Consider the following 23,074-nt stretch of genomic DNA (forward strand, 5'->3'; position numbering starts at 1 on the left):
TACCTGTTTTGGGCCTGTTTTTCGGAAAACAGGCCCAAAACGCCAAACAGCTAAAACAGAAAGGCCACCGGCATTGCCGGTGGCCTTTCTGTTTTAAAATTCAGTGTATGAACCAGTTTCCGTTTTGAGCCCGTTTTGGCCAAAACAGCCTTAAAACAGCCGGCAACACTGGAGGTTGCCCGGCGCTAGTTCTGGCTGAACCCTGCTTTCCGTTGGAAGGTGAAAAAGGTGTAGGGATAGGCGTGTTTCTCGTCGGCAAGATGCTCTTCCTGCGCGGTGACTTCCCAAGCCTCGGTGTCCAGCTCCGGGAAATACACGTCGCCCTCAAAAGACTCATGCACCAGGGTGAGGTACACCACCTCGGCCAGGGGCAGGGCCTGGCGGTAAATCTCGCCGCCACCTACCACCAGCACCTGCTCGTCCAGGGCCAGGCTTTGCTGCAGCGCCTCCTCCAGGGACGAAGCCACTAGGCAGCCTTCAGGGGCTTGGTAATCGGGTTGGCGGGTGACAATGACCGAGGTGCGGCCAGGCAAAGGCTTGCCTATGGCCTCAAAGGTTTTACGGCCCATGATCATGGGGTGGCCCATGGTAAGCTGCTTGAAATGCTTGAGGTCCTGGGGCAGGTGCCAGATCAGTTGGTTGTCTTTGCCGATGACGCGGTTTTCCGCCATGGCTACTACTAGGCCTATCATAAAGTGTGGTGAAAAGTGAAGCCCCGCAAGAATTCTTTGACGGTCATGCGTTTCTTGCCTTCCATCTGCAGCTCCTCCACCGCGTAGCCCGTGTCGTTGCCGCACTGCACGTAGAGGTAATTCTTGCCATCTGTAGTGTAGAGGCCTGGGGAGGAATGCATGGGGAAATCCAGCGGATGGCCCGAGAAGATCTTGAACTGTTTGTCATCCAGCAGGGTCCAGGCCGCCGGGTATGGCGATAAGCCCCTTATGAAATTATGCACCTCCTGGGCCGGGCACTGCCAGTCTATCTGACAGGTCTGCTTGAAAATCTTGGGCGCCATTTTGAGCGGTTCCTGCAGCTTTGGCTGCGGATAGGGCTGCATGCGGTCCTCCACAATGGCCTGCACGGTTTCCAGCAGCAGCTCAGCCCCGGCGTGCTTGAGTTTCTCATACAGGGTGCCGAAGTTGTCTTTGGGGTCTATGGCCACCTTCTTCTGGAGGATGATATCGCCGGTGTCAATCTCGTGCTGTAGGAAGAAGGAGGTGACGCCGGTCTCCTGGTCGCCGTGGATGAGGGCCCAGTTGATGGGCGCCGCGCCACGGTAATGCGGCAGCAGGGAGGCGTGGATGTTCAAAGAGCCCAGCGGCGGCATGTTCCAGACGGCCTCGGGCAGCATCCTGAAGGCCACAATCACCTGCAGGCTGGCCTCGTAGCTCTGGAGCTCCTCCTGGAAGGCGGGGTCTTTGAGATTGGTGGGCTGCAGCACCGGAATATTGAACTGCAGGGCCGCTTCCTTCACCGGCGAGGGCACCAGCTTGAGGCCCCGGCCCGAGGGTTTGTCTGGCGCTGTGATCACGGCCACCACGTTCCAGCCGTTCTCCACCAGGGCCTGGAGGGCGGGCACCGCAAAGTCTGGGGTGCCCATAAAGATAATCCGGAGGTCTTCTTTCCGCATGATGTTATTCAAAGTCTGGGTACAGCAGGTATTGTTTCCTCATTTTCTTATACGCGTCCAGGCCAGGTTTCCAGGAGTCGCGGATCTCTTTTTCGGTCTTGCCGGCCATGACCTGCTTCTGCAGCTCGTCTGTGCCGGCCAGGCTTTTGAAGAAGTTGTTGAAGAACTTCTCCTTCTGGCCAGATTTCTGGTAGAAGTCCAGCAGGTAGCTCAGGGTGAAATTCTCCTTCAGTTTCAGGTTACGCAGGTCTTTGCCGTAGCACACCTGGTTTTTGTAGGGTGGGTCCATGGACATGCCCTGGATAGGCACCGGCGTGAAGGAGAAGGTTTTGTCAGGGTAGTACGGCGCGCCGATCACCTGGAAGGGCATCTGGGTGCCGCGGCCCTGGCTTACCGTGGTTCCCTCAAACAGGCACAGGAACGGGTAGAGTCTGATGGACTGGTCATTGGGTAGGTTAGGCGACGGCTTGATGGGTAGCGAGTAGAACATCTTGTGGTTGTAGTTCTTCACCGGAATGGTTTTGACCTGGGCCTGCACGCCGTTCTTGAGCCATTTCTCGCCGTTGATCATCAGGGCGTACTCGCCCAGCGTGAGGCCGTGGGCAATAGGAATGGTGTTCATGCCCACGAAGGACTTGAACTTGGCGTCCAGCACCGGCCCGTCAATGAGGTAACCAATGGGGTTGGGGCGGTCCAGTAGAAGCATAGGCTTGTTCTGCTCGGCGCAGGCTTCCATCACGTAGTGCATGGTGCTGCTGTAGGTATAGAAACGCACGCCCACGTCCTGGATATCAAAAAGCACAACGTCTACGTCTTTGAGCTGTTCGGCAGAGGGCTTTTTGTTGCTTCCGTAAAGGGACAGGATGGGCAAACCGGTTTTAGAGTCGGTGGTGTTACTGATGTGGGCGCCGGCATCGGCATCACCCCTAAACCCGTGCTCCGGCGCGAAGATGACGCTGATTTTCACGCCCCGGCTCAATAAAGTATCCACCAAGTGGGTTTTACCGATGGTAGAGGTCTGGTTCACCACCATGGCCACGCGCTTGCCCTGCAGGTAGGGCAGGTACAACTCTGTCTGTTGCGCGCCCGTTAGGAGGGAGGTCTGCGGCTTGGCCTTGGGTGCGCTAGCCGCAGAGCCCGCGTTGGCCGAGGTGGACGAGCTGCTGACCGCGGGCACAGAGGCGGTTTGCTGGCAGCTGGCCAGGGTGAGACAGAGGGCCGCGGTGCGGAGGAGGGTAGAAAGCATAGGTTTAAATTAAGAACAGAACTATCTTTAAGCACAAATTAGACGAAGTGAATCTTTCCCGTTACATAGCCAGCCGTTTGGCCGGCGCCCGTTCAGACTCTTTTACCGCATCGGTCACAAAAATAGCAAAGTTCAGCGTAGGGCTGGGCATTGCCATCATGATTGTGTCCTTTGCCATCCTGGAAGGTTTCCGGTATGAGATACAGGCCAAGATCTTCAGTTTTGGCGGGCACCTGCAAATTAGCAAATTTGACACCAACAATTCGTTTGAGGGTTACCCCATGGGCACCTCCACCGGCCTGGGAGACTACAAAAAGATACCCGGGGTGGCGCACCTGCAGCCCTTCGCGCGCAAGACGGCCATCATCAAAACCGAGGACGAGGTGCTGGGCGTGGTGCTCAAAGGGGTGGACTCTACCTATGATTTTAGGGGCATGAAGGCCAACCTGGTGAACGGCAATGTGCTCAAATTTAGTGATACGGCCGCCTCCAACGAGATCATGATGAGCCAGCTCATGGCCAACAAGCTGCACCTGAAGGTAGGCGACAAGGTGCTGTTTTACTTTATTCAGAACCCGCCCCGCATGCGTCGCTTTACGGTGAAAGGCATTTTCAAGACCGACCTGGAGGAGTTTGACAACGTGTACGTGCTGGGCGACCTGCAGCAGATACGCGACCTCAACCAGTGGGCCGATACCCTGGTGGGCGGCTATGAGATTTTGCTCAGCGACTTTACCCAGATAGACACCGTCACCAGCCAAGTCTTTGACAAGATGAACTATGACCTGCAGCTGGAGAAAATCACCGACACCTACGCCCAGCTCTTTGACTGGCTGGAGCTGCTCAAGCGAAACGTCATCATCTTCCTGGTGCTCATTGTGTTCGTGGCCACGTTCAACATGGTCTCTACGCTCTTTATCATGATTCTGGAGCGTACCAACATGATTGGAGCCCTCAAGGCCATGGGAGCCACCAACGGGCAGATACGGGGCATTTTCCTGCACCGGGGCCTGCGCCTTACTATTGCGGGTTTGATAGGCGGCAACGTGCTGGCGCTTCTGTTCTGCGGCGTGCAGGATTATTTCCACCTCATCCCTCTGGACCCCGAGAACTACTACATGGACACCGTGCCCATCCACTGGGACTGGCGCATCTGGGTAGGCATAAACGGGGTGACGTTCCTACTCACCATGGTGTCTGTGATGCTGCCCACCCTGCTTATCTCCCGCATCCACCCGGTCAAAGCCATCAAGTTTGATTAACTAACGTGCACTCCTGTTTTAAGCCTGTTTTCCAGAAAACGGGCCCAAAACAGGAGTCGTCTGATTTTTCTATGGACGGGGCAGGCGATACTCTTTTGGTTAATGTCCAGCACATTTACTGGTGGGCATTATCTCGGCATAATATGGTGTTTTAAGCCCGTTTTTCGGGAAACAGGCTTAAAACGCAAGGTGCTGCTAGCCACTTTTCATGGGTGATTTGGCGGTAAGCCTTCGGGCCTTTTGCCCAGTTGGCGCCAGGGTTTCCCTTCGCCCGGCGAGGCCTACTTGAACTCTATCCCTTCGCGGTCAAAGGCTTCCTTTACTTTCTCGTTCAAGGCTTCAGATACCTCTTGGATGCGGTAATCGCCGCGCTGTACCCATACCTTGAGGGAAAGCGTCATGGTCTGGCCCGCCAGCTTTTCCACCCCCACAGAGAAGGCCGGCTCCTGCAGGATCCTGGGGTCTGAGGCAATGACCCGCTCCAAAATGCTCCGCACCTTGGTCAAGGGCACGCCGGCATCTACGGAGTAGGTGATATCCAGCCTGCGGTGGCTCTCCACGTCATAATTCACCACCACTGAGGAGGCTAGAGGCCCGTTGGGCAGGTAGACGGTCTTATGGTCTTCGGTCCGGATGACGGTGTTGAAGATATTGATGGTGCACACGGTCCCTTTCTGCCCCTGGGCCTCAATGAAATCCCCCACCCGGAAGGGCTTAATAGTAAGGATCAGCACCCCGCCGGCGAAGTTGGCCAGACTACCCTGCAAGGCTAAACCCACGGCCAGACCGGCCGAGCCCAATAGGGCAATGAAAGAAGTAATCTCCAGGCCTACCTGCGCGATCACCATCATGATGAGCAGCACCAGCAGCACTATTTTGAGCAGGTTCCGCAGGAAGGGGCGCAAAGACGGGTCCACGTTCTTGCTCTTCATGAGCCGGTAGGTGAAATCTGTGATGCGCCGGATTATCCAGAGGCCCACCAGCAGCAGGAAAAGCGCGATGAGGATTTTGATGCCGTAGAGAAGGGCGAAGTCCTGGATTTTTTGGAGGGAGGAAGAAAAGTTAAGCATAAAATAGCCAGAGAATCTGGGGAATAAAAAGCTGAATTGGAAAAAGGATACTTACGACAGAACCTTACATTTCAAGATTAAATTAGGGTCCAGGCAGATCTGGCGGTAAAACGCCTCCTCTGCGGGGGCGCACACCCCCGGGAAGTCACCGGACTTGCCCAGCAGATCCGTCATGACCTGGAAGTGCAGGTGCGGGGGCCAATCGCCGTTCTCGGGGTAGGGGCCCATGGTGGCGATCTGCTCACCGGCGGCTACTGGTTTTCCTGCAAAAAGCCCTTCTAAGGAGGTTCGGCTCAGGTGCCCGTAGAGCGTGAAGAATTCCAGGCCTTCCAGTTCATGCCGCATAATGATGGTAGGGCCGTAATCCCCGAAGTTGGCATTGTCCTGGAAACTGTGCACGTGACCGGCCAGTGGGGCGTAGATGGGAAGACCCGCGGGCGCCCAAATGTCTACCCCCAAGTGCAGGGAGCGGGCTTCAGAAGTATTATCAAAATGCGCGCTTCGGCGGTAAATAACCCGGTTTTCAAAATAACCGCCCACACCTATCGTAGCCTGCTTCTCCTCCAGCAGGTGCTGGACCAACTGCTCAAAGGTGGCAGTATCGCGTAAGTCGGCGTGTAGCAGGGCGGGGTTGGCGGCGGTAAAGTCCAGGTGCGCCACGTGGGGACCGTTCAGGTCTTGGTCTAAAAGAGGGGCAAAGGAGACGCGGGGCGCAGATAAAAGGGAAGTCAGTTTGGAAGAGTTATCCATAGAAGGGCTCTGAAACGTAATGGTAAAGATTGAATAGGGCAAGTTACTGGAAAATCCAAACGGACGATCGCTTTTTTTTCTGATTGTTCGGGTGGGAGAATGAAATGTTGTAACTTTCCTCCTTTATTAGTTTAAGCAAACCCAAACCGCTTCCGTTTTTCGTACACAAACTATGAGCAACGCCTATTACACCATGAAAGTGGCGGACATCACGCAGGAAACGTCAGATGCCCTCACCCTTCATTTAGACCACCCAGACCGCAAAAACATCCCCTATACCCCGGGCCAGTTCCTTACTTTAATTCTCACCATTGACGGGAAAAAAGTACGCCGGTCCTACTCCTTATGCAGCACCCCAGATGAGCCTTACTTCTCCGTTACCGTAAAACGCGTGGAAGGCGGCATGGTATCCAATTTCCTGGCAGACCATGTCTTGATTGGAGATGAAATTGAAGTGATGTCACCCCTGGGGAATTTCGCCTTGCAAGCAAACCCAGCGCTAAAAAGACATCTTTTCTTCTTCGGCGGGGGCAGCGGCATCACTCCGCTTATGTCCATGCTCAAGAACACCTTGAAATATGAGCCGCAAAGCCGTGTCACGCTTATCTACGGAAACCGCAACCTGGACTCTGTTATCTTTAAAGACCAGCTGAACCAGCTGGAGCAGCAGAACCCAGACCGGCTCAAGATCGTGCACGTATTCAATGAGTCTATGGCAGATGCCACTGAGTCTCAGGAAAATATAGGCTTGCTAGACCGTAAAATGGTGCTACGCCTGCTGGAGAACCTGCGGGTACCGGGCTATGACCAGGAAAGCTACTACATGTGCGGCCCAGAAGGCATGATGAATGAGGTGCGTGATGCCCTGCAGTTCATGAGTGTACCGGCCAACCAAGTGTTCAAGGAAAGCTTCACCGTGCCCACTACCCAGGAAGACCATGGGGCAGATGTGGCCGCTGCCGCTGAAACAGATGAAATTATTGCCCGCACCGTCACCATCTTGTATGAAGGCAAAGAGTACCAGGTGGAGGTTGAGCCAGATGAAACTATTCTGGAAGCCGGCCTGAAAGCCGATATTGATTTGCCCTACTCTTGCCAGGCCGGTCTTTGCACCGCCTGCATTGGCAAATGCCTGAGCGGCCGCGTGCATTTAGATGAGCGCGAGGGGCTTTCAGATGCCGAAATTGAGAAAGGCTACGTACTCAACTGCGTGGGCCACCCGCTTACCGCCAATGTAGTGATAGAAATTGGCTAATCGTTTTTGACCTGTTTTATGGAAAACTCCCCCAAAACAATTGTATTGCCACAGCCTAAGCCCCGCACGTACCTGCCCCAGGATTTCCAGGTCTCAGATTGGAACTCCCTGGAACCGTACTTTGAGGAACTGAAAACCCGGGCATTACATTCACAGGAAGAGCTGGAGAAGTGGATTGCCGACCGCAGCGAACTGGAAAGCGTGCTTTCTGAGAACCTGGCCTGGCGCTACATCAAAATGACCTGTGACACCCAGGACCAAGCCCTCACGGAGGCCTTCCAGTTCTTCGTGACGGAGATTGAGCCCAAGGCCTCGCCGTATGATGATGCCTTTAACCGCAAGCTGGTGGAATCACCGTACGTGAACGGGTTAGATGAGCAGCGGTTCAGGATTTACCTGCGGGGCGTGCGCCGGGCCATAGAGTTGTTTAGGGAGGAGAATATTCCCCTACAGACCGAGATCAGCACCAAGCAGCAACAGTACGGTGCCATTGCCGGGGCCATGACCGTAACCCTGGACGGCCAGGAGATGACCCTGCAGCGCGCCTCTGACCGCCTCAAGCAAACAGACCGCGCCGTGCGCGAGGAAGCGTATCTGGCTATCCAGAACCGCCGCCAACAAGACAAGGAAAAGCTGGACGACCTTTACACGGAGCTGATCCAGCTCAGGCACCAGGTAGCCCTCAATGCCGGCTTTGACAACTTCCGGGATTACATGTTTGCCGCCCTGGGCCGCTTTGACTACGGGCCCCAGGACACGTTCCTGTTCCACCAGGCCATTAAAGAGCAGGTGGTTCCGGCTACCCGCCAGATAGACCGAGAGCACAAAGAACTCTTAGGAGTTAATCCCCTTCGCCCTTGGGATCTGGACGTAGACCCTAGCCTGAAGCCGCCCTTAGAGCCTTTCAAGACGGGAGAGGAACTACTGGAGAAAACTATTGCCATCTTCTACAAACTGGATTCGTTCCTGGGTGACTGCCTGGTGACCATGCGCGAGATTGGGCACCTGGACCTGGAATCCAGGAAAGGGAAGGCTCCCGGGGGCTACAATTACCCGCTGGATGAGATTGGGGTACCGTTCATCTTCATGAATGCCACCTCCTCGCTGCGCGATGTGGTGACCTTGCTGCACGAAGGAGGCCACGCCGTGCACTCCTTCCTGACCCGTGACTTGCCGCTGAACGCCGCCAAACACCCGCCCTCTGAGGTGGCCGAGTTGGCCTCCATGTCTATGGAGCTGCTTACCATTGACCACTGGGATATTTTCTTTCCTAACCAGGAGGATCTGGTTCGCGCCAAGCGCCAGCACCTGGAAAGCGTGTTAGAGACGTTCCCTTGGGTAGCTACTATTGACAAATTCCAGCATTGGGTGTATGAGAACCCTGCCCACACGGTAGAGGAACGGCACCAGAACTGGGTACGCATTTTTGAGGAGTTCAACCAGCAGGAAGTAGACTGGAGTGGCTTGGATTACCTGAAACCCTATATCTGGCAGAAACAGTTGCACCTCTATGAAGTACCTTTCTACTACATAGAATACGCCATGGCTCAACTGGGCGCCGTAGCCGTCTGGAAACGTTATAAGTCTGACCCAACAGCAGCCCTGGAAGGCTATAAAAAGGCCCTTAGCCTGGGCTACACCGTCACCATTGGCGAGATCTACGAGGCGGCCGGAATCCGGTTTGACTTTTCCAGTGCCTACATCCAGACGCTGGTAGACTTTGTAAAGGAGGAACTAGCCAAACTGGAAAGCTAAGTACCATAGACCCATCAAAAGTGGGGAATCAGTAAAAACAGAGCGGCCGCAGAAATAATCTGCGGCCGCTCTGTTTTGGGGGTGTTTTGGCAAAAACAGGCTCAAAACGCACGTTGGTATTTTAGGTTGTTTCTTATTCCTCCTCGTCCTCCTCAATAGGTTGGGCGTTTTTATCTACCCACTGAAACAGCGGGAACGCCTGCAGCGTGTCATAGGGCTTGCCTAATTTGGGTACTTGCTTGCGGTACCTCCTGAGCAAGGTATTGATTTCCTTGGCGGTTTGGTCATAGCGGCCCCGGTAGAAAACCACCTCGTTCTGGTGGTTGCTGATGCTCTGCTGAAGGGAGTCTACTAATTGCACTCCCGTGGGGCCATTCTCGGGCAGAAACGCCCTTAACGCGCTCCAGATGGAATCATTGGCGGTGTCATAGGCATCTATGCGGTTAGAGTCGCGAACGGTGTTGCGGTCATACCTGATGGTGGAGAGCCGCCGGATGGCGTGTTGCAGGCTGGCGCGTTGGCTGTCTGCCATAGCGGCGGGCGGAATAGCGGCCAGCATCTCTTCCATTTGACGCTGCTTTACGCTGTCACTCTGCATCATCACGTTCCACTTTCCGGTGAGGGTGTCAGTGAGGGTGGTAAGTTCCTGACGCAGTTGGTCATCAGAGATGGGGCGGGCCAGGCGGCCGGTTTTGCCTGAATCCTTGGAACACCCCATCATTCCCACTAGCAACACCAGGGCAATTCCCAGGAAATATTGTTTTTTCATAGATAGGTTGTGTAAACGGGTCAGGCGACGGGTAGGGCTTGTTTTACGGCCGCCCCAACGACCTGACACCCTGCAAACGTAATTGCCATGCTTCCCGTTACAGCGCCCCGGGCCGGGACCCAAAGCAGGGCCTTGCCCGGTGGCAGGAGGGAGGGCCGGCCGGGTCTAATAATATTATAGCAATGCGAGTAAGCGGGAACAGGACGCAAACCTGCTTGGCATTAGGGCTAGAAGTTTCTTAACCCGTTCAAGAGCAGGTTAGACAAGAACTCGGCAATTTCGTCGGGGCTCATCTTGCCTTCGGGTTTGTACCACATGTGCAGCCAGTTAAGGCTGGAGAAAAGGGTCAGTACCACAAACTTCTCATCGGTTACTTTGAACTCGCCGCTGGCAATCCCTTCGCGCACAATCTGGCGCATGCTTTCTTCATATTGGTAGCGCATGTCATGGAACTTGCCCAGCGAGGGCTCACTTAAATGGCGCCACTCGTTCAGGAATACGCCCGCCGCCTGTGGGTTCTTAGTGAGCACCCGTACGTGCGCGGCAATGGCCAGCCTAAGTTTCTCGCTGGCGGGTACGTCCTTGTCTTTCACTTCGTTAAAAGCCGCGTTAAACTCATCGGCCATCTTAAAGCAAACCCGCTGCAGAATGTCTTCCTTAGATTTGATGTGGGAGTAAAGGCTGCCGGCCTCAATGCCTAGTTCCAGGGCCAGGTCCCGCATGGTGGTGGCGGCGAAACCTCTGGATTTGAAGAGCGAAGTGGCTACTTGGTCTATCTGTTCTTTACGCGACAATGGGGTACTGGACATAGAAATACGGTTTATCTTCAAAACTACTCATGTGAACGCGGGCGGGCAACTCAACTTTATCTGGTGCGCCCTGACGGGGCAGATAGAAGGTGCCCTGGAAAAAGCTATCTTTGCGTTTTCAGCATAATTTTCTAAAAATAAGACGAAAACACGTACATCGTTCACTTTTTAGGAATGCTTTTGCAAAAAATCATAAACAGAGCCTCTTATGTCAGAATATACTCCTCTAGAAAGTTTAGGTGAATTTGGGTTGATACGCCGGTTGCAGGAACAATTGGAAGTGCACAATGAATCTACCGTGGTAGGCATAGGCGATGACGCCGCCGTGCTGGAACCCGGCCAGAAGCAGATTGTGGTCTCTACTGATATGCTGGTGGAGAACGTGCATTTTGACCTTACCTTCTGCCCGCTCAGGCACCTGGGCTACAAGGCTGTGGCCGTGAACGTGTCTGACATTGCCGCCATGAACGCCGTGCCCACTCAGATTGTGGTGAGCCTGGCCATTGGCGCGCGCTACACCGTAGAGGCCATTGAAGAGCTCTACGCTGGCATGCGCCTGGCTTGCGAAAACTACAAAGTAGACCTGGTGGGCGGTGATACCACGGCCTCGCGCGGCGGTCTGGTCATTAGCGTGACCGCCCTGGGCGAAGTGGAAAAAGGCAAAGCTGTGCTACGGAGCACCGCCACCGTCAATGACCTTATCTGCGTGACTGGAGATTTAGGTGGAGCTTACCTGGGGCTGCAGCTGCTGGAGCGTGAGAAACAGGCGTTCTTAGCTGACCCTGAGACGCAGCCCGAACTGGAAGGCAAAGACTACGTGGTAGGCCGCCAGTTGAAGCCCGAGGCCCGCATGGATGTGATTCATGAGCTGAAGGAACTGGGCGTGCACCCTACCTCCATGATTGACATCTCAGACGGACTAGGTTCTGAGCTTTTGCACATCTGCTCCCAGAGCCGCGTGGGCGCCGCCATTTACCAGGACAAACTCCCCGCCGACCCGCAGACCCTGGAGACCGCTGAAGAATTCAAACTAGACCCAGTGACCTGTATCCTGAACGGCGGCGAGGACTACGAACTACTCTTCACCGTGAAAATGGCCGATTTTGAAAAGATCAAGAACCACCCGGATATCTCTATCATTGGCAACATCACAGACGCCGGCGAAGGCGTTCGTTTGGTAACGCCCAGCGGAAACGCTTTCCCCATCAAAGCGCAGGGCTGGAACCACTTCGCGTAAATAAGCGCTCTTAAAAACAGAAATCCCCAGCTTCTCAGGTAGAGGCTGGGGGTTTCTGTTTTAGGGATGTTTTTTGAATTTTAAGGCAAAACCAGGTCCTCGGTAAAGGCTATTCTGATAGGTAAGGCGCTACAGATTCCTGCAGGGTTTCTATTAATTCCTCGTCCATAAATTCGTAGTCATCTGGGATGTCAAGCACTTGAATGTCTTTGTCACGGGCGGCGGTTCCAAATCTGGCCATGAGTTGTTGCTTGTGCTTTTTCTCCATCACAAAAATCAAATCAGCCCACTCCAACAGTTTCGCTGAAATCTTGATGCGGGCACTTTCTGAGGTGCCTGCTGAGCGGTAGTGATGGTTCAGGTAACCTTGAAATATCTTTTCTGCGGTGGGGCTGCGCCACTGGTTGCGGCTGCAAATAAAAAGGACGTTCATCTAGTGCTTTAGGCCTTCGTTAATCCTCTGGGTAAGGCACAAACACGAAGTTCATAAAATCGCGGTCTATCACAAAAAGGCAGCAGAACTCGTCAGCATCTTTATAGGCCTGCTGAAATTCCTCAATCTTGTCCTGGCCCACCAGTTGCCGGTTCACAAAGTCCTCCAGGTAAGAGGCATTGATGTGCCATTCCAGTTGGCGCTCCTCGGCGGCAATCAGCAGGCCCCCAATTTTGGTGATCTCGCGGGAGAACACAAAGATGGGGTACTTGGAGATGTCCCGCTGCCTGATGAGGTAAGAGGCTTCTTTAAGCGTGTCAGACACCTGCACGAAATCTTTGGTGATGGTGCCCAGGTATTTTCCGTTCAGTTCTGGATCGTTCTGCATAGTGGTAGCAAGTATCGGTGCTTGGTAGCACGTACGAATTTATAGAGGGAAGGTGTTTTGAGGCCGTTTTTAGAAAAACGGCCTCAAAATAGAAATCAATTCTAAACTTCTTCCTCTTGGGTTGGTAATGGGATAGAAGCATCCCGAAGGGTCAGCCGGGCCACGCTCTCTACGTGGTAGGTCTGCGGGAACATGTCTACCGGCTGAATCTTCACTACGTCATAGAGCTCAGAAAGCGCTTCCAGGTCGCGGGCCTGGGTGGCAGGGTTGCAGCTTACGTAGACAATGCGGTCAGCTTTCACCTCCAGCAGTTTGGTGACCACGTCTGGGTGCATACCGGCGCGGGGCGGATCGGTGATGATCACCTCGGGGCGACCATGGCGGGCGAAGAGCTCGTCGGTGAGCACGTCTTTCATATCACCGGCGTAGAAGTGCGTGTTGGTGATGTCATTGATCTGAGAGTTGATCTTGGCGTCTTCAATGGCACTGGCCACGTACTCCACGCCCACCACCTGCGCCGCCGACCGTGCTACGAAGTTGGCAATGGTGCCAGCGCCCGTATAAAGGTCATAGACGGTCTCGGTGCCTTTCAACAGTGCGAACTCCCGGGTAAGCTTGTACAGGTTGTAGGCCTGCTCAGAATTGGTCTGGTAGAAGGATTTAGGTCCTACCCTGAACCGCAGGCCTTCCATCTGCTCATGAATGTAGGGCTCGCCATGGTAGCACACCACGTCCAGGTCATGGAAGGTCTCGTTTCCCTTGTTGTTGACTACGTAGTGCAAAGACGTGATCTGCGGGAACTGCGCTATCAAATGGTCCAACAGCGGAAGCAACTGCTCGCGGTTTTCCTGGAACACCTGCAGAATCACCATCAGGTCACCCGTGTTGGCGGTTCTGATGATGAGGTTGCGCAGAAAGCCTTCCTGCTTCACCAGGTTGATGAATGCGAGGTCATGGGCCAGCGCGTAGTCCCTTACTGCCAGGCGTATCTCGTTGGAGGGCGAGGGCTGCAGGTAGCAGTGCTTGATGTCCACGATCTTGTCAAAGCGTAGCGGCACGTGGAAGCCCAGGGCCCGGCGTTCAAAGGCCTCACCGCTGTCTATCTGCTCTTTGGTAAGCCAGGCGTTGTCTGAGAAGGTGAACTCCAGCTTGTTGCGGTAATAACTGATGCGGTCTGAGGGCAGGATAGGCAGCATCTGGTGGCCTTTGATCTTACCAATGCGCTCAATGTTGTCATTGACCTGCTTCTGCTTGTAAAACAGCTGCGTGTCATACGAAATATGCTGCCACTTACAGCCGCCGCACACGCCAAAGTGCTCACAGAAAGGCTGTACGCGCAGCTCAGACCGCTCATGGAAATGCACCGGTACGGCCTCCAGATAGTTCTTCCGCTTCTTGGTCACGCGCACATCCACCACATCGCCAGGGGCGACGTCTGAAATGAATACCACCAGGTTTTCATGGCGGGCAATGCACTTACCCTCCGCGGCCATCTCCTCCACGCGCAACTGCGCAATGTTCTCGAACTTATGTTTCTTCTTCTTGAATTTTCTCACGATGCCGCAAAAATACGAAGAAATGTAACGCCGATGGGTTGAAATTGTAAAGTTGGTTAGGGGAGGTTTGGAGGGGAATCACCTTATTAGGTGAAGATGCTGGAAATTGCATTTGGGGCCTATTTTTGGAAAAACGGGCCTAAAACGGAATTATCTGCAAAAGTGTGTCATCCCCCAACCCTCTTCAAAGGGGGACGATATGCGTGGGGTGAGGTCTGGGCCTCAGGGAAGTTGAAAACTTCCCAAATTATGGGTCCAAGTTGAAAACTTGAACCAGGGAAATGTCTGCTGGTGTTGACACCTCTCTTTTGAGCTTTGCTCGCTGCCTCAAACTCTCGTTTGGGCAATCCTCAAGGGGAGAGTCTGCGTTAAGTAAAGGGTATTGGGTATTTTGAGGCAGTAGTGTTTTTCGAGGCTGTTTTTGGAAAAACGTGCCTAAAACGCCAATAACCTCTGCTTACCTTCCCACGCATTTCTAGTTCCAGTCTTTACTTCGAGCGCCTCGCTTGTGGCCCTGCTATACCAAAGCTAAGAGTAGATTAAAACTCGGCCGCAAGGGCAGTGCGAGGGGGAAAGACGGGGCCCCGCGGCCGTGAGCGCTCGGAGGGAAAAGATGCAACAACCAAGCATAAGGGCTTAAGGCGACAGCAGGTACTACGCCAGCCACAGGCGGAAATGCGTGCACAAGTTTTAAGTTAGGGAGGGGCAGCCTTAGTCGTGGGCACCAAGGAACACCAACTCCGACGGGACGATTGTTTGTTATTGAAATCACCAACACCGGCGGATGGCGAAACCAAACAATCAAAACGCGATTATTTCGCTGAATGGCACCGCGGTGGCAACCAAAAACTTCTTGTAGCTTTGTTTACATAAACAGAAGCACCTACAAAACATATGAAAGATAAAGTCATCATCATTACTGGCGGCTCCTCGGGCATTGGACGGGCCTGTGCGCTGGCCTTCGGGAAGGCGGGCGGCAAAGTGGTAATCAGCGCCAGAAACGCTCAGAAACTGCAGGAAGTAGGGCAGGAGTTGGCGGCGGCCGGCATCCAATACCTGGCCGTGCCCGGCGATGTGAGCAAGGAGGAAGACTGCCAACGGCTGGTGGAGGAGACCGTGGCGCGGTTTGGAGGCGTGGATGTGATGCTCAATAACGCGGGCATCAGCATGCGGGCCCTGTTCCAGGACGTGGACCTTCAGGTAATTCGGCAGCTCATGGACATCAACTTCTGGGGAACCGTGTACTGCACTAAATATGCGCTGCCTTATATTCAGCAGCGCAAGGGTTCTGTGATTGGCGTCTCTTCCATTGCCGGTTATCAGGGCTTGCCGGGCCGCACGGGATACTCGGCCTCCAAATTTGCGATGCAGGGCTTTCTGGGCGCGCTCCGCACCGAGGTTAGGCACCAGGGTGTGCACGTAATGGTGGCCTGTCCGGGCTTCACGGCCTCTAACATCAGGAACACCGCGCTGGCCGCCAATGGGCAACAGCAAGGCGAGTCTCCGCGGGATGAAGGCAAGATGATGTCTGCCGAAGAAGTAGCCGATAGAATTCTGGAAGGAACTATCAAACGTCAGCGGGAACTGATCATGACAGGACAGGGCAAACTAACAGTGTTCCTCAGCAGGTGGCTGCCTGGCCTCACCGACAAGCTGGTCTATAACCACATGAAAAAAGAGGCAGATTCTCCCTTTAAGTAATATAGGAGGAAGCTGACTTTACCACAAAGGCAAAAGACAGGGGTTTGCCCTTAAAAAAGCTCCTGGCTTCCTAATGGCTGGGGTAGAAGGAGCAGGTTGTTTTTCCGGATGTAAGCGGTCTGGTCATTCCACTCAATGCGGTACCAGATGTCTTGCTCGCCCAAAACCCGCACCTTATGGCCCATGCCTACGGCAGCCACCAAAGAAGAGCCCGCCGACGGGGCGGTCATGATAGGGGCATTTCCGGCCTGGATGATGCCTTGCCGGCCAAGGGTAAGAAAATTGGCGAAGTAAAAAAGGAATACCAGATAGAGCAGAAACACTACCTTGGCATTGAGAGGCATGGGCCGCTTTTTTACCCAGCGTAGGAAGAGCAAAGTAAGGGCAATCACAGCCACGGCCAGCAGAAGCTCCAGAATGTGGGCGTAATACTTATAGAACTGCGTTTTAAAGAAGTCCCAGTCTGTGTATTGGTACCCGGAGAGGTGCTGCTGCAAACCCACTTCTTCCATCTTGCGCAGCACCGACCGGCTTGGGTGCTTGCTGTAATACAGCTGCAGGTAGTACATAGATTTGGTGTACTGCTGTAGGCCCTCATGGATGTAAGCCATCTTAAGGAGCATTTGGGGGGAATACACCTGACCTTGAGTGAGCAAATTCTCGTAGATACCCAAAGCTTGCGTGTAACGGTGCTGGGTGAACAAAGAATCTGCTTGCGTAAGCCGTTGGCTAGGTGATTGAGCCAGAACAGGTTGGCTGAAAAGCAGGCAGGCGGCACAAAAAAGGTAGTAGAATTTGCGAGAAATGTTTGGCATTTAAGGAAACAGATTTTACTTTTGCATCGCAAATGAGGGTAACGCCCTCCTAAGCAAAGGTAGTAAAAGATTCTGTAGCTCAGCTGGTAGAGCAATACACTTTTAATGTATGGGTCCTGGGTTCGAATCCCAGCGGGATCACTTGATTTCCAAAAGCCTTTCCGGGCCACCCCCGGAAAGGCTTTTTTTACCACCTTCTTATTTTTTGATTCTGTAGCTCAGCTGGTAGAGCAATACACTTTTAATGTATGGGTCCTGGGTTCGAATCCCAGCGGGATCACTTTTAAAAAGCCACCTCCTTTTACAGGACGTGGCTTTTTTGTTTTCTATCTTTTCACAAGCAAGCCTTTCAGCCTAGCTTTTACTCTACTCTTTTTCCTAAACCGAAAGGAGCTTCTATATGCAACGTTCCTTAGCAGCGGGTTTGGTTTGAATTCTAGGTGCCAGCCACTTATCTGAAACAGTACGGTGACGATTCTTTTTGGGCGCTTCGGTTATAAACTCATCCATCCTAATATGCAGGTGATCCAGCCTGAATGAACTGGTTTTAGTAGTGATTTGAAATTTATCTAATAAAAATAGATGCTGTAAATGGTTGTTTGTTAATTAATTGTGGCGTGTATTGGTGAGTTTTGGAGTTGTTATAATTTTCTGGCACGTGCTTTGATTATAGGGAAAAGACTTTGCTTTAAAGGCCTTAGCCAAGTCAATAAAAAGCATTTAAACCCTCCAAAAATACGAAAATGAAAAACTTAGTTGTGATGTTCTCCTTAGGTATGTTAGTGGCTGGAAGTTCCTTTGCCCAGGTAGCACCCAAACAAGATAGAAAAGTGCGCCAGGAGCGCTCCGGACAGGAAATGACCCGCAGAGAAGGCAAGACCCCAGAGGAAAGAGCCGCCAAACGGGTAGAGATGCTCACCAAAAAATATAACCTTACCCAAGACCAGCAAGCCAGACTTCAGGCGGTGCATCTTAAGCACGAAAATGAAATGGCCGCCATGCACGCCCAACGCGGCACCGAGGTAAGCCAGCAGCAGAAAGAGGCCATGAGAGCTAAACACGCCCAATGGGATTCTGAACTGCAAAGTATCTTTACCAAAGAGCAGTACGCCCAATACCAGGCAGATAAAAAAGCCAAAGGTGGCGACATGAAGCACAAAGAAGGAAAAAAAGGTCACAAAGGACCTAAAGGCCAAAAAGGTCAGCACCAAAAAGCTTCTATGCAGAGCAAAGAAGTGAAAAGCTAACCGGTTCACCTTATTACATTCTAAAAAGGAGACCCTGAAAAGGGTCTCCTTTTTTTGTGCCCATGGGTGGCGAAGTTATCTGCTGGGTGCTTTGTATTGGCTGCTTGAATTATGGCAGTTCTGTTTTAAGCCTATTTTTCAGAAAACAGGCTTAAAACAGAACTGCCATCAATTGGGTTAGTGCTTTTTGGTCTCCAGCAATTTCCCTTCAGCATTGTAGACCTTCTCCTTGATAAGGGTGCCTTGGGCGTTGTAGTATTGAAAGGAATTTATGTGCGTCTTTTTCTTCTGGCGCCAGCTGGCAGGGGTGTCAAAATCCTCTACCCAGAACTGTTCAAAAGTCTTATCGCCGGTGGGGGAATATACCCATACGCTTTCCAGGTGCCGCGTCTGGTCTCCTTCCTTAACCTGGCTGGTGCTCCACTCTTCCCGGAGGTAATAAGCGCTCTGTTTGTTTGGTTTCTCATAGACCTTGCGGGTGACAAAATTGCCCAGGCTGTCAAAGGTGGTAACGGCCCTGGTTTTGCCCGTTATCCAGACCTGCGGGTGATATGTGAGCACTTCCACCCAATCCCCTACCTCTATGTACTGGTAATCATCCCCTTTGGCCAGAATCCTGATGGTGCCGTTGATGGTGTCTGTGGGGGAGGTGGCCGAAAATGCCTTGGTTACCTGGCCGGTGGTTTTCAGTTGCTGTAGCTCTGGTGGAGTCAGGAATTTCTCGTCGGCGCGGTAGGGTACCGTTACAATGTTTTTGGAAAGGGTGCAGGATGCCAGCAGCAGGCACGCCAGGTAGAGAAAGGTTGGTTTCATAAGGCCTGTGTAAACGGGGTTGCTCCCTCTACGAAGAAACCGGCCACAGGTGTTGCCGTGCCTCGTGGCTGGCCAAGCCGATTGCAAAAAGGGAAGAGTGTCAAAGCCTGTTTTAAGCCTGTTTTAGCCAAAACGGGCTTAAAACGCAGCGGGGTCTGTTTTTTGTTTGCCGTCTGTTTTTGATTTACCACAGTAACCTCTACATTGGTAATAGGGCAGAAAGGTAAAAACACCAATGGCCCAAACCCATGCATATAAAACGGTACCTGTTTCTACTTTTCTCTTTCCTGGTCATGAGTTTGAACGGAAGGGGGCAATCTGCTCCCAAAGAATTGCTGCGGCAGAAAACGGAGCGGGAAATCCAGGCCATTCTGGAGAAAGCTCCTGGCATAGTGGGGCTGGTAGCCATTGACCTTACCTCTGGTGAGGCGTTTAGGTTTAACCAGGAAGTAGTGTTTCCGCAGGCCAGCGCCATTAAGGTGCCTATTCTGCTGGAAGTCTACAAGCAGGCCCAGGCCGGAAAGTTCAACCTAACAGAGGAGCGCCAGATTGCGCCGGAACAGGTGGTGGGAGGCACTGGAATTATCAAAGACCTGCCAGACAGCACCCGCTTTACCATTCGTAACCTGGCAGTGCTGATGATTGCGTTGAGTGATAATACCGCCACCAATGCGCTGCTTGACCTGGTGGGCATGGCTAACATAAACGCCACCATGCAGGCCACAGGGTTGAAGCAGACCCGGGTCCAGCGCAAAATGATCCAGGCCGCGGCCTCGGGCCGGGGCGAAGAAAACATTTCCACGCCCGCAGAGGCCGCCCGCATTTTGCAGATGCTCTACAAAGGCGAGTTTATAAACAAAGCCACTTCCAAAGAGATCATTTCCCTGCTGCAGGAAACCAACCGCGAAACCAGCCGCCTGGCGCCGGGCCTGCCAGACCACGTGCCTCTTGCGTTCAAGCCCGGCGTCCTGAACGGCGTGTCTACGGAATGGGCCTTGGTGCTGCTGCCCGAACGACCGTATGCGGTGGCCATTATGGAAAACTATAAGCCCATGGGCCAGGCAGGGCACGTGCTGGAAGACGTGTCTGCGGTGCTCTACCAGTATTTCTGGAGAATTGGCAACGCTACCCGGTACGGCACCTATGTAGATCCTAAACTGATAAAGTAATGCTCTCCTTGAAACCCTTTCTGTTTTTTCTCCTGCCTGTTCTGGCCTTGCTGGCTTTAGGATCAAGCGCTTCTGCCCAGCATAAAAAGGGATCTCTGGCCGGAAAAGTGATCTGCCTGGATGCGGGCCACGGCGGCACCGCCCTCACCGACAGCTACCGGGTAGGCCCTACGGGCGAGCGGGAAGAATGGGTGAATTTGCGGGTAGCCTTGCTGCTGCAGAAACTGTTGCAGGAAAAAGGGGCCACTGTGCTGATGACCCGCACCACAGATGACAATATTCCTTTTGATGACCGCATTAAATTGGCTCTGGAGAACAAGGCCCAGGTGTTTCTATCCATCCACCATAATGCCACGGCAGATTCCTCGGTCAATTTTCCTATCATCTATTACCACGGCTATGCTTCAGAGAACAAGGGAAGCGTGGCGCTGGCCCAACGTATTGCCCAGGCCTTGCGCCAGCGACATTACCAGGCCAACGTACCCGTGTCTATTGCCTCAGACCATGCTATTTTCCCCACGGCGGGGGCCAAGGTATTGCGCGGCACCTACGGTATTCCGGCGGTGATTGCAGAGGCCTCCTTTTTTACCAACGCCCCGGAAGAGCAGCGCCTGAAAAACCAGGAGTACAACCGGCAGGAAGCCCTGGCCTATGTGGCGGCCCTGGAAAGTTTCTTTCAAAAACGCGTTCCGGTGATCTTGCCTAAAAACTCTTCCGTCACTGTTCCGCCGTTTCCGGTTTTTCAGGAGGCCGAGCGGATGGGTAAAATTGCTAAGGGCTGGCACCAGGATTACACCCAGGCCCTGCACCTCATGAAGCAAAAGAAGGACACGCTAGCCCTCCGGCAGGCCTATGACCTGTTCACCCGCTCTGCCAAATCTTTCCCAGATTCTTACCTGGCCCGTGAGTGCCACCGGCGGCGGGCCCGCCTGCTGCAGACGCTTGGCAAGCCTAAGGAAGCCAGGGTAGAGGCCACCAGGGCTAAGGAATTGTATGTGCTCTTGAAATGACTAGCCACGTAGAAGAAAATAGCCTCTGGCAGATTCCTTGGAGCAAATGGAAGGAGTATGGGTAAGACCTTATTTCCTCCTAATGAACCATCGCTTCTCTTCTCCAAGCCTTGTCTTAAAGCCATCCTTAAAGAGTCTTCGTTGCCAGGCTTTTGAGTAATAGTTGGACCGAACTGTCCTAAAAGCAGGCGAAGCTGAGAGGAGGGAAGCCGTTATTCCCCGGTTTCAATCAACTGTAAGGCCCGTTCCAGCACCTCGTCTTTGCCCGCCTTTATTCCGGCCACGGTTGGTTTTACTTCCAGGTCTGGTATAATCCCAATCCGTTGGGTTTCCCGCCCATCTGGGAAATAAACACCTAAACCGCTCATGGAAGATTTCAAGCCGCCTGGTAGCGGTAGGTACACAATATTGCCGTCTGCCCCTGCCGTCGGGCTACCCAGCACCGTTACGTTAGGGGCTGTCTTGAAATTCATGGCAGCAAATTCTCCGGCGCTCATAGTGCCCTCGTTTACCAGCACCACTACCTTGCCTTGGTACGGGTTCTTGTTGTTCTTAGCCCCAGACTTCCAGGAGTATTTTGGCCTGAACGCGCCGGGGTACCTCATATCTGGGTAGGTCATGAGGGCATAATGGGTACGGTTGGCTTTCAGGTAGGCGGCTACCGCATGGGCTCCGGGTTTAGGATATTCCCTCAGGTCTATTACCATTCCTTTGGTGTTCAGGGCGGTTTTCATAAACGCTGGCAGTTCTTTGGGCTTAATACGGCTCATGTCAATATAGGCCGTCTGCGGGTTTAAGAGCCGTACCGCGGGCACCGTAACGGAATCTGCCCGGTACCCGAACCGCGCAAAATAGTACCGGGTTATCTTTTTGGTTTCCGATTGGCCGTCCCTTTCCAGGGTTACCTCCAGGTCAGGGGTGTGGCCATTGAATAAGGCCACCTGCGCTTTGCTTTTTTTATAGGCCAAGTTAGACCCTGTAAGGTATTTAAGATGAGGCTCCAGTGCCTCTGGAATAGTCTTGCCGTTTATTCTGGTAATGGCATCGCCTAAGTGAATACCCACCGCCTGAGCCATCTCCGCATTGTAAAAGCCAGTCACCACCGCTTTGTCATCTATAAGGCTAACTTGAAACGGAACATAGTAAGGGCCGAAGTGCTGTCCGGTATATTTTGAATAAAAGAAGGCATGCCCATCGTTGACTGAGGCCGCCAGTTCCAGAATGGCCAGATGGTAGGCCGCAGGGGTGGTGGCGTTCTGGAAAGCGGGAAGCATCTGGGCCAGCACCGCATCCCAACTTTGCCCGATAGCATATTTGTAAGGGAAATAGTAGTTGACCATGTTCCAGTGCCTGAAAAGGGTTAGCAACCGGTACTCCTCAGTGGGCAGGTCCGGTAAATTCTCATAAGGCTTTTCATTGGGGAAATGGACCTGGGTGTCAAACATTGGGTACTTAGAGGCCACATAGTGATTTTTCCCCTGGTACCTGTTCTGGCGCAGGTAATCCAACTGGTTGATAAGGGCAGGGGTAAAGGTGGTAGAATCATAGAGCCAACCGAAGGTCACGTTCCGCAGCAGGCTATCTGGTTGTTGATTGTCACACCCGCCGCACCGCTTCACCTTGCCCAGTTTCTGCAGCCACTGGCTGTATAGGTCGCTTAATTCCTGGCGGTCGCGAGCCTTTTTAACCTCTTCTATTTTCTGGAACAGTTCAGCGTCCCAGTCTATTTTGCCTTTCGCCACGATTGGGTGGTGGTATTTTAGAAAGCCCCAGACCTTGGCCAGACTTTCAAGTTTCTGCCCTTCGGGGAGGGAGGCAAAGGCCGCTGTGCTAATGGCTTGTAATAGCAACAGAAAGGTGAGGGCTTTTTTTAGAGGCATAGCGTGGAGGTTTAAAGGTGCGTGCCAAAATACTGCGTCTGTTATTTCTAATAACACACAGACGCTTACATATAGTATAAGATTAATATAAAAATCAAACAATTTTTTCACCGGTGGTTTCAACGCCTTTTTGAAAAAACAGCCCTGAAATGCGTTTCAGAAAAATAGCTGGTATAAAAGTATTTCGTTTTCTGCCACCACAAGCCAGAAAATCGATTTCCTGAAATTCACCCTCTTTGTTCCCTCCTAAAACTGATAAGGTTTTGATAATGAGCACTG

The 23,074-nt window shown here is 52.9% G+C and carries 22 protein-coding genes and 2 tRNA genes; 10 read left to right on the forward strand and 14 right to left on the reverse strand.

The window, feature by feature from the left end; all coding sequences use genetic code 11:
- Positions 1 to 185 precede the first annotated feature (185 nt).
- Genes ACYVJQ_RS05500 through ACYVJQ_RS05510 form a run of 3 tightly spaced genes read right to left on the reverse strand, consistent with a single transcriptional unit; the run spans position 186 to position 2,876 of the window.
- The gene (locus tag ACYVJQ_RS05500) at positions 186 to 692 is read right to left on the reverse strand and encodes a dihydrofolate reductase (RefSeq protein ID WP_460892061.1); all 507 of its coding nucleotides are present in this window, start codon (positions 690 to 692) and stop codon (positions 186 to 188) included.
- Positions 689 to 1,630, reverse strand: coding sequence for a methionyl-tRNA formyltransferase (gene fmt / locus ACYVJQ_RS05505; protein WP_460892062.1), 942 nt, complete (start codon positions 1,628 to 1,630; stop codon positions 689 to 691). The genes ACYVJQ_RS05500 and fmt overlap by 4 nt, the downstream gene beginning before the upstream one ends.
- Before the next feature lie 4 nt (positions 1,631 to 1,634).
- Entirely contained in the window at positions 1,635 to 2,876 is a 1,242-nt protein-coding gene (locus ACYVJQ_RS05510; RefSeq protein ID WP_460892063.1) for an exo-beta-N-acetylmuramidase NamZ family protein, read from the reverse strand.
- Between the two features lie 47 nt (positions 2,877 to 2,923).
- Here ACYVJQ_RS05510 and ACYVJQ_RS05515 point away from each other — a divergent pair, with 47 nt between their 5' ends.
- Entirely contained in the window at positions 2,924 to 4,138 is a 1,215-nt protein-coding gene (locus tag ACYVJQ_RS05515; RefSeq protein ID WP_460892064.1) for an ABC transporter permease, read from the forward strand.
- Between the two features lie 281 nt (positions 4,139 to 4,419).
- Here ACYVJQ_RS05515 and ACYVJQ_RS05520 read toward each other — a convergent pair whose 3' ends face one another.
- Both ACYVJQ_RS05520 and ACYVJQ_RS05525 read right to left on the reverse strand, forming a co-directional pair.
- Positions 4,420 to 5,208 (reverse strand): mechanosensitive ion channel family protein, encoded by a 789-nt coding sequence (locus ACYVJQ_RS05520; RefSeq protein WP_460892065.1) that lies wholly within the window; start codon positions 5,206 to 5,208, stop codon positions 4,420 to 4,422.
- A 51-nt stretch (positions 5,209 to 5,259) separates the two neighbouring features.
- Positions 5,260 to 5,958 (reverse strand): peptidoglycan DD-metalloendopeptidase family protein, encoded by a 699-nt coding sequence (locus tag ACYVJQ_RS05525; RefSeq protein ID WP_460892066.1) that lies wholly within the window; start codon positions 5,956 to 5,958, stop codon positions 5,260 to 5,262.
- A gap of 172 nt (positions 5,959 to 6,130) precedes the next feature.
- Here ACYVJQ_RS05525 and ACYVJQ_RS05530 point away from each other — a divergent pair, with 172 nt between their 5' ends.
- A complete protein-coding gene (locus tag ACYVJQ_RS05530) occupies positions 6,131 to 7,213 on the forward strand; it encodes a 2Fe-2S iron-sulfur cluster-binding protein (RefSeq protein WP_460892067.1) in 1,083 nt (360 codons plus the stop codon).
- 18 nt (positions 7,214 to 7,231) lie between these two features.
- On the forward strand, positions 7,232 to 8,968 hold the full coding sequence (locus ACYVJQ_RS05535; RefSeq protein WP_460892068.1) for a M3 family oligoendopeptidase: 1,737 nt from the start codon (positions 7,232 to 7,234) through the stop codon (positions 8,966 to 8,968).
- A gap of 133 nt (positions 8,969 to 9,101) precedes the next feature.
- On the opposite strand, the gene ACYVJQ_RS05540 is transcribed toward ACYVJQ_RS05535, so the two are convergent.
- Positions 9,102 to 9,737, reverse strand: a complete 636-nt coding sequence (locus tag ACYVJQ_RS05540) for a hypothetical protein (RefSeq protein WP_460892069.1) — start codon at positions 9,735 to 9,737, stop codon at positions 9,102 to 9,104.
- Between the two features lie 227 nt (positions 9,738 to 9,964).
- Complete coding sequence (locus tag ACYVJQ_RS05545) at positions 9,965 to 10,546, reverse strand: TetR/AcrR family transcriptional regulator (RefSeq protein WP_460892070.1); 582 nt, start codon at positions 10,544 to 10,546, stop codon at positions 9,965 to 9,967.
- 208 nt (positions 10,547 to 10,754) lie between these two features.
- Here ACYVJQ_RS05545 and thiL point away from each other — a divergent pair, with 208 nt between their 5' ends.
- Positions 10,755 to 11,783, forward strand: a complete 1,029-nt coding sequence (gene thiL, locus ACYVJQ_RS05550; protein WP_460892071.1) for a thiamine-phosphate kinase — start codon at positions 10,755 to 10,757, stop codon at positions 11,781 to 11,783.
- Between the two features lie 109 nt (positions 11,784 to 11,892).
- Here the strand turns inward: thiL and ACYVJQ_RS05555 are convergent, their stop codons facing one another.
- The 3 genes from ACYVJQ_RS05555 to rlmD all read right to left on the reverse strand — a co-directional run bounded on the left by ACYVJQ_RS05555 (position 11,893) and on the right by rlmD (position 14,160).
- Complete coding sequence (locus ACYVJQ_RS05555; RefSeq protein ID WP_460892072.1) at positions 11,893 to 12,216, reverse strand: low molecular weight protein tyrosine phosphatase family protein; 324 nt, start codon at positions 12,214 to 12,216, stop codon at positions 11,893 to 11,895.
- Between the two features lie 19 nt (positions 12,217 to 12,235).
- Positions 12,236 to 12,604 (reverse strand): hypothetical protein, encoded by a 369-nt coding sequence (locus tag ACYVJQ_RS05560; RefSeq protein ID WP_460892073.1) that lies wholly within the window; start codon positions 12,602 to 12,604, stop codon positions 12,236 to 12,238.
- A gap of 101 nt (positions 12,605 to 12,705) precedes the next feature.
- Positions 12,706 to 14,160: a 23S rRNA (uracil(1939)-C(5))-methyltransferase RlmD gene (gene rlmD, locus ACYVJQ_RS05565; protein WP_460892074.1), complete on the reverse strand. Its 1,455-nt coding sequence runs from the start codon at positions 14,158 to 14,160 to the stop codon at positions 12,706 to 12,708.
- A gap of 894 nt (positions 14,161 to 15,054) precedes the next feature.
- Here rlmD and ACYVJQ_RS05570 point away from each other — a divergent pair.
- Positions 15,055 to 15,861 carry an SDR family oxidoreductase gene (locus ACYVJQ_RS05570; RefSeq protein WP_460892075.1) on the forward strand — a complete coding sequence of 269 codons (807 nt, stop codon included), beginning with the start codon at positions 15,055 to 15,057 and terminating at the stop codon, positions 15,859 to 15,861.
- Between the two features lie 50 nt (positions 15,862 to 15,911).
- Here ACYVJQ_RS05570 and ACYVJQ_RS05575 read toward each other — a convergent pair whose 3' ends face one another.
- Entirely contained in the window at positions 15,912 to 16,676 is a 765-nt protein-coding gene (locus ACYVJQ_RS05575) for an SH3 domain-containing protein (protein ID WP_460892076.1), read from the reverse strand.
- Between the two features lie 68 nt (positions 16,677 to 16,744).
- On the opposite strand from ACYVJQ_RS05575, the gene ACYVJQ_RS05580 reads away from it, so the two are divergent.
- The 3 genes from ACYVJQ_RS05580 (at position 16,745) to ACYVJQ_RS05590 (ending at position 17,923) form a co-directional block, all read left to right on the forward strand.
- Positions 16,745 to 16,817 (forward strand) — tRNA-Lys (locus ACYVJQ_RS05580).
- A gap of 66 nt (positions 16,818 to 16,883) precedes the next feature.
- Positions 16,884 to 16,956: transfer RNA gene (locus ACYVJQ_RS05585), tRNA-Lys, on the forward strand.
- Between the two features lie 463 nt (positions 16,957 to 17,419).
- Complete coding sequence (locus ACYVJQ_RS05590; RefSeq protein WP_460892077.1) at positions 17,420 to 17,923, forward strand: hypothetical protein; 504 nt, start codon at positions 17,420 to 17,422, stop codon at positions 17,921 to 17,923.
- Positions 17,924 to 18,100: 177 nt separating this feature from the next.
- On the opposite strand, the gene ACYVJQ_RS05595 is transcribed toward ACYVJQ_RS05590, so the two are convergent.
- Complete coding sequence (locus tag ACYVJQ_RS05595) at positions 18,101 to 18,736, reverse strand: hypothetical protein (protein WP_460892078.1); 636 nt, start codon at positions 18,734 to 18,736, stop codon at positions 18,101 to 18,103.
- Between the two features lie 248 nt (positions 18,737 to 18,984).
- Between ACYVJQ_RS05595 and ACYVJQ_RS05600 the strand changes: the two genes are divergently transcribed.
- Together ACYVJQ_RS05600 and ACYVJQ_RS05605 are read left to right on the forward strand one after the other, a co-directional pair.
- Positions 18,985 to 19,905, forward strand: coding sequence for a serine hydrolase (locus ACYVJQ_RS05600; RefSeq protein ID WP_460892079.1), 921 nt, complete (start codon positions 18,985 to 18,987; stop codon positions 19,903 to 19,905).
- Positions 19,905 to 20,915 (forward strand): N-acetylmuramoyl-L-alanine amidase family protein, encoded by a 1,011-nt coding sequence (locus ACYVJQ_RS05605; protein WP_460892080.1) that lies wholly within the window; start codon positions 19,905 to 19,907, stop codon positions 20,913 to 20,915. The genes ACYVJQ_RS05600 and ACYVJQ_RS05605 overlap by 1 nt, the downstream gene beginning before the upstream one ends.
- 212 nt (positions 20,916 to 21,127) lie before the next feature.
- Here ACYVJQ_RS05605 and ACYVJQ_RS05610 read toward each other — a convergent pair whose 3' ends face one another.
- On the reverse strand, positions 21,128 to 22,795 hold the full coding sequence (locus ACYVJQ_RS05610; RefSeq protein WP_460892081.1) for a S41 family peptidase: 1,668 nt from the start codon (positions 22,793 to 22,795) through the stop codon (positions 21,128 to 21,130).
- Between the two features lie 94 nt (positions 22,796 to 22,889).
- Positions 22,890 to 23,072: a hypothetical protein gene (locus ACYVJQ_RS05615; RefSeq protein ID WP_460892082.1), complete on the reverse strand. Its 183-nt coding sequence runs from the start codon at positions 23,070 to 23,072 to the stop codon at positions 22,890 to 22,892.
- Positions 23,073 to 23,074 lie beyond the last annotated feature (2 nt).

It is taken from the genome of Rufibacter soli (assembly GCF_054781795.1).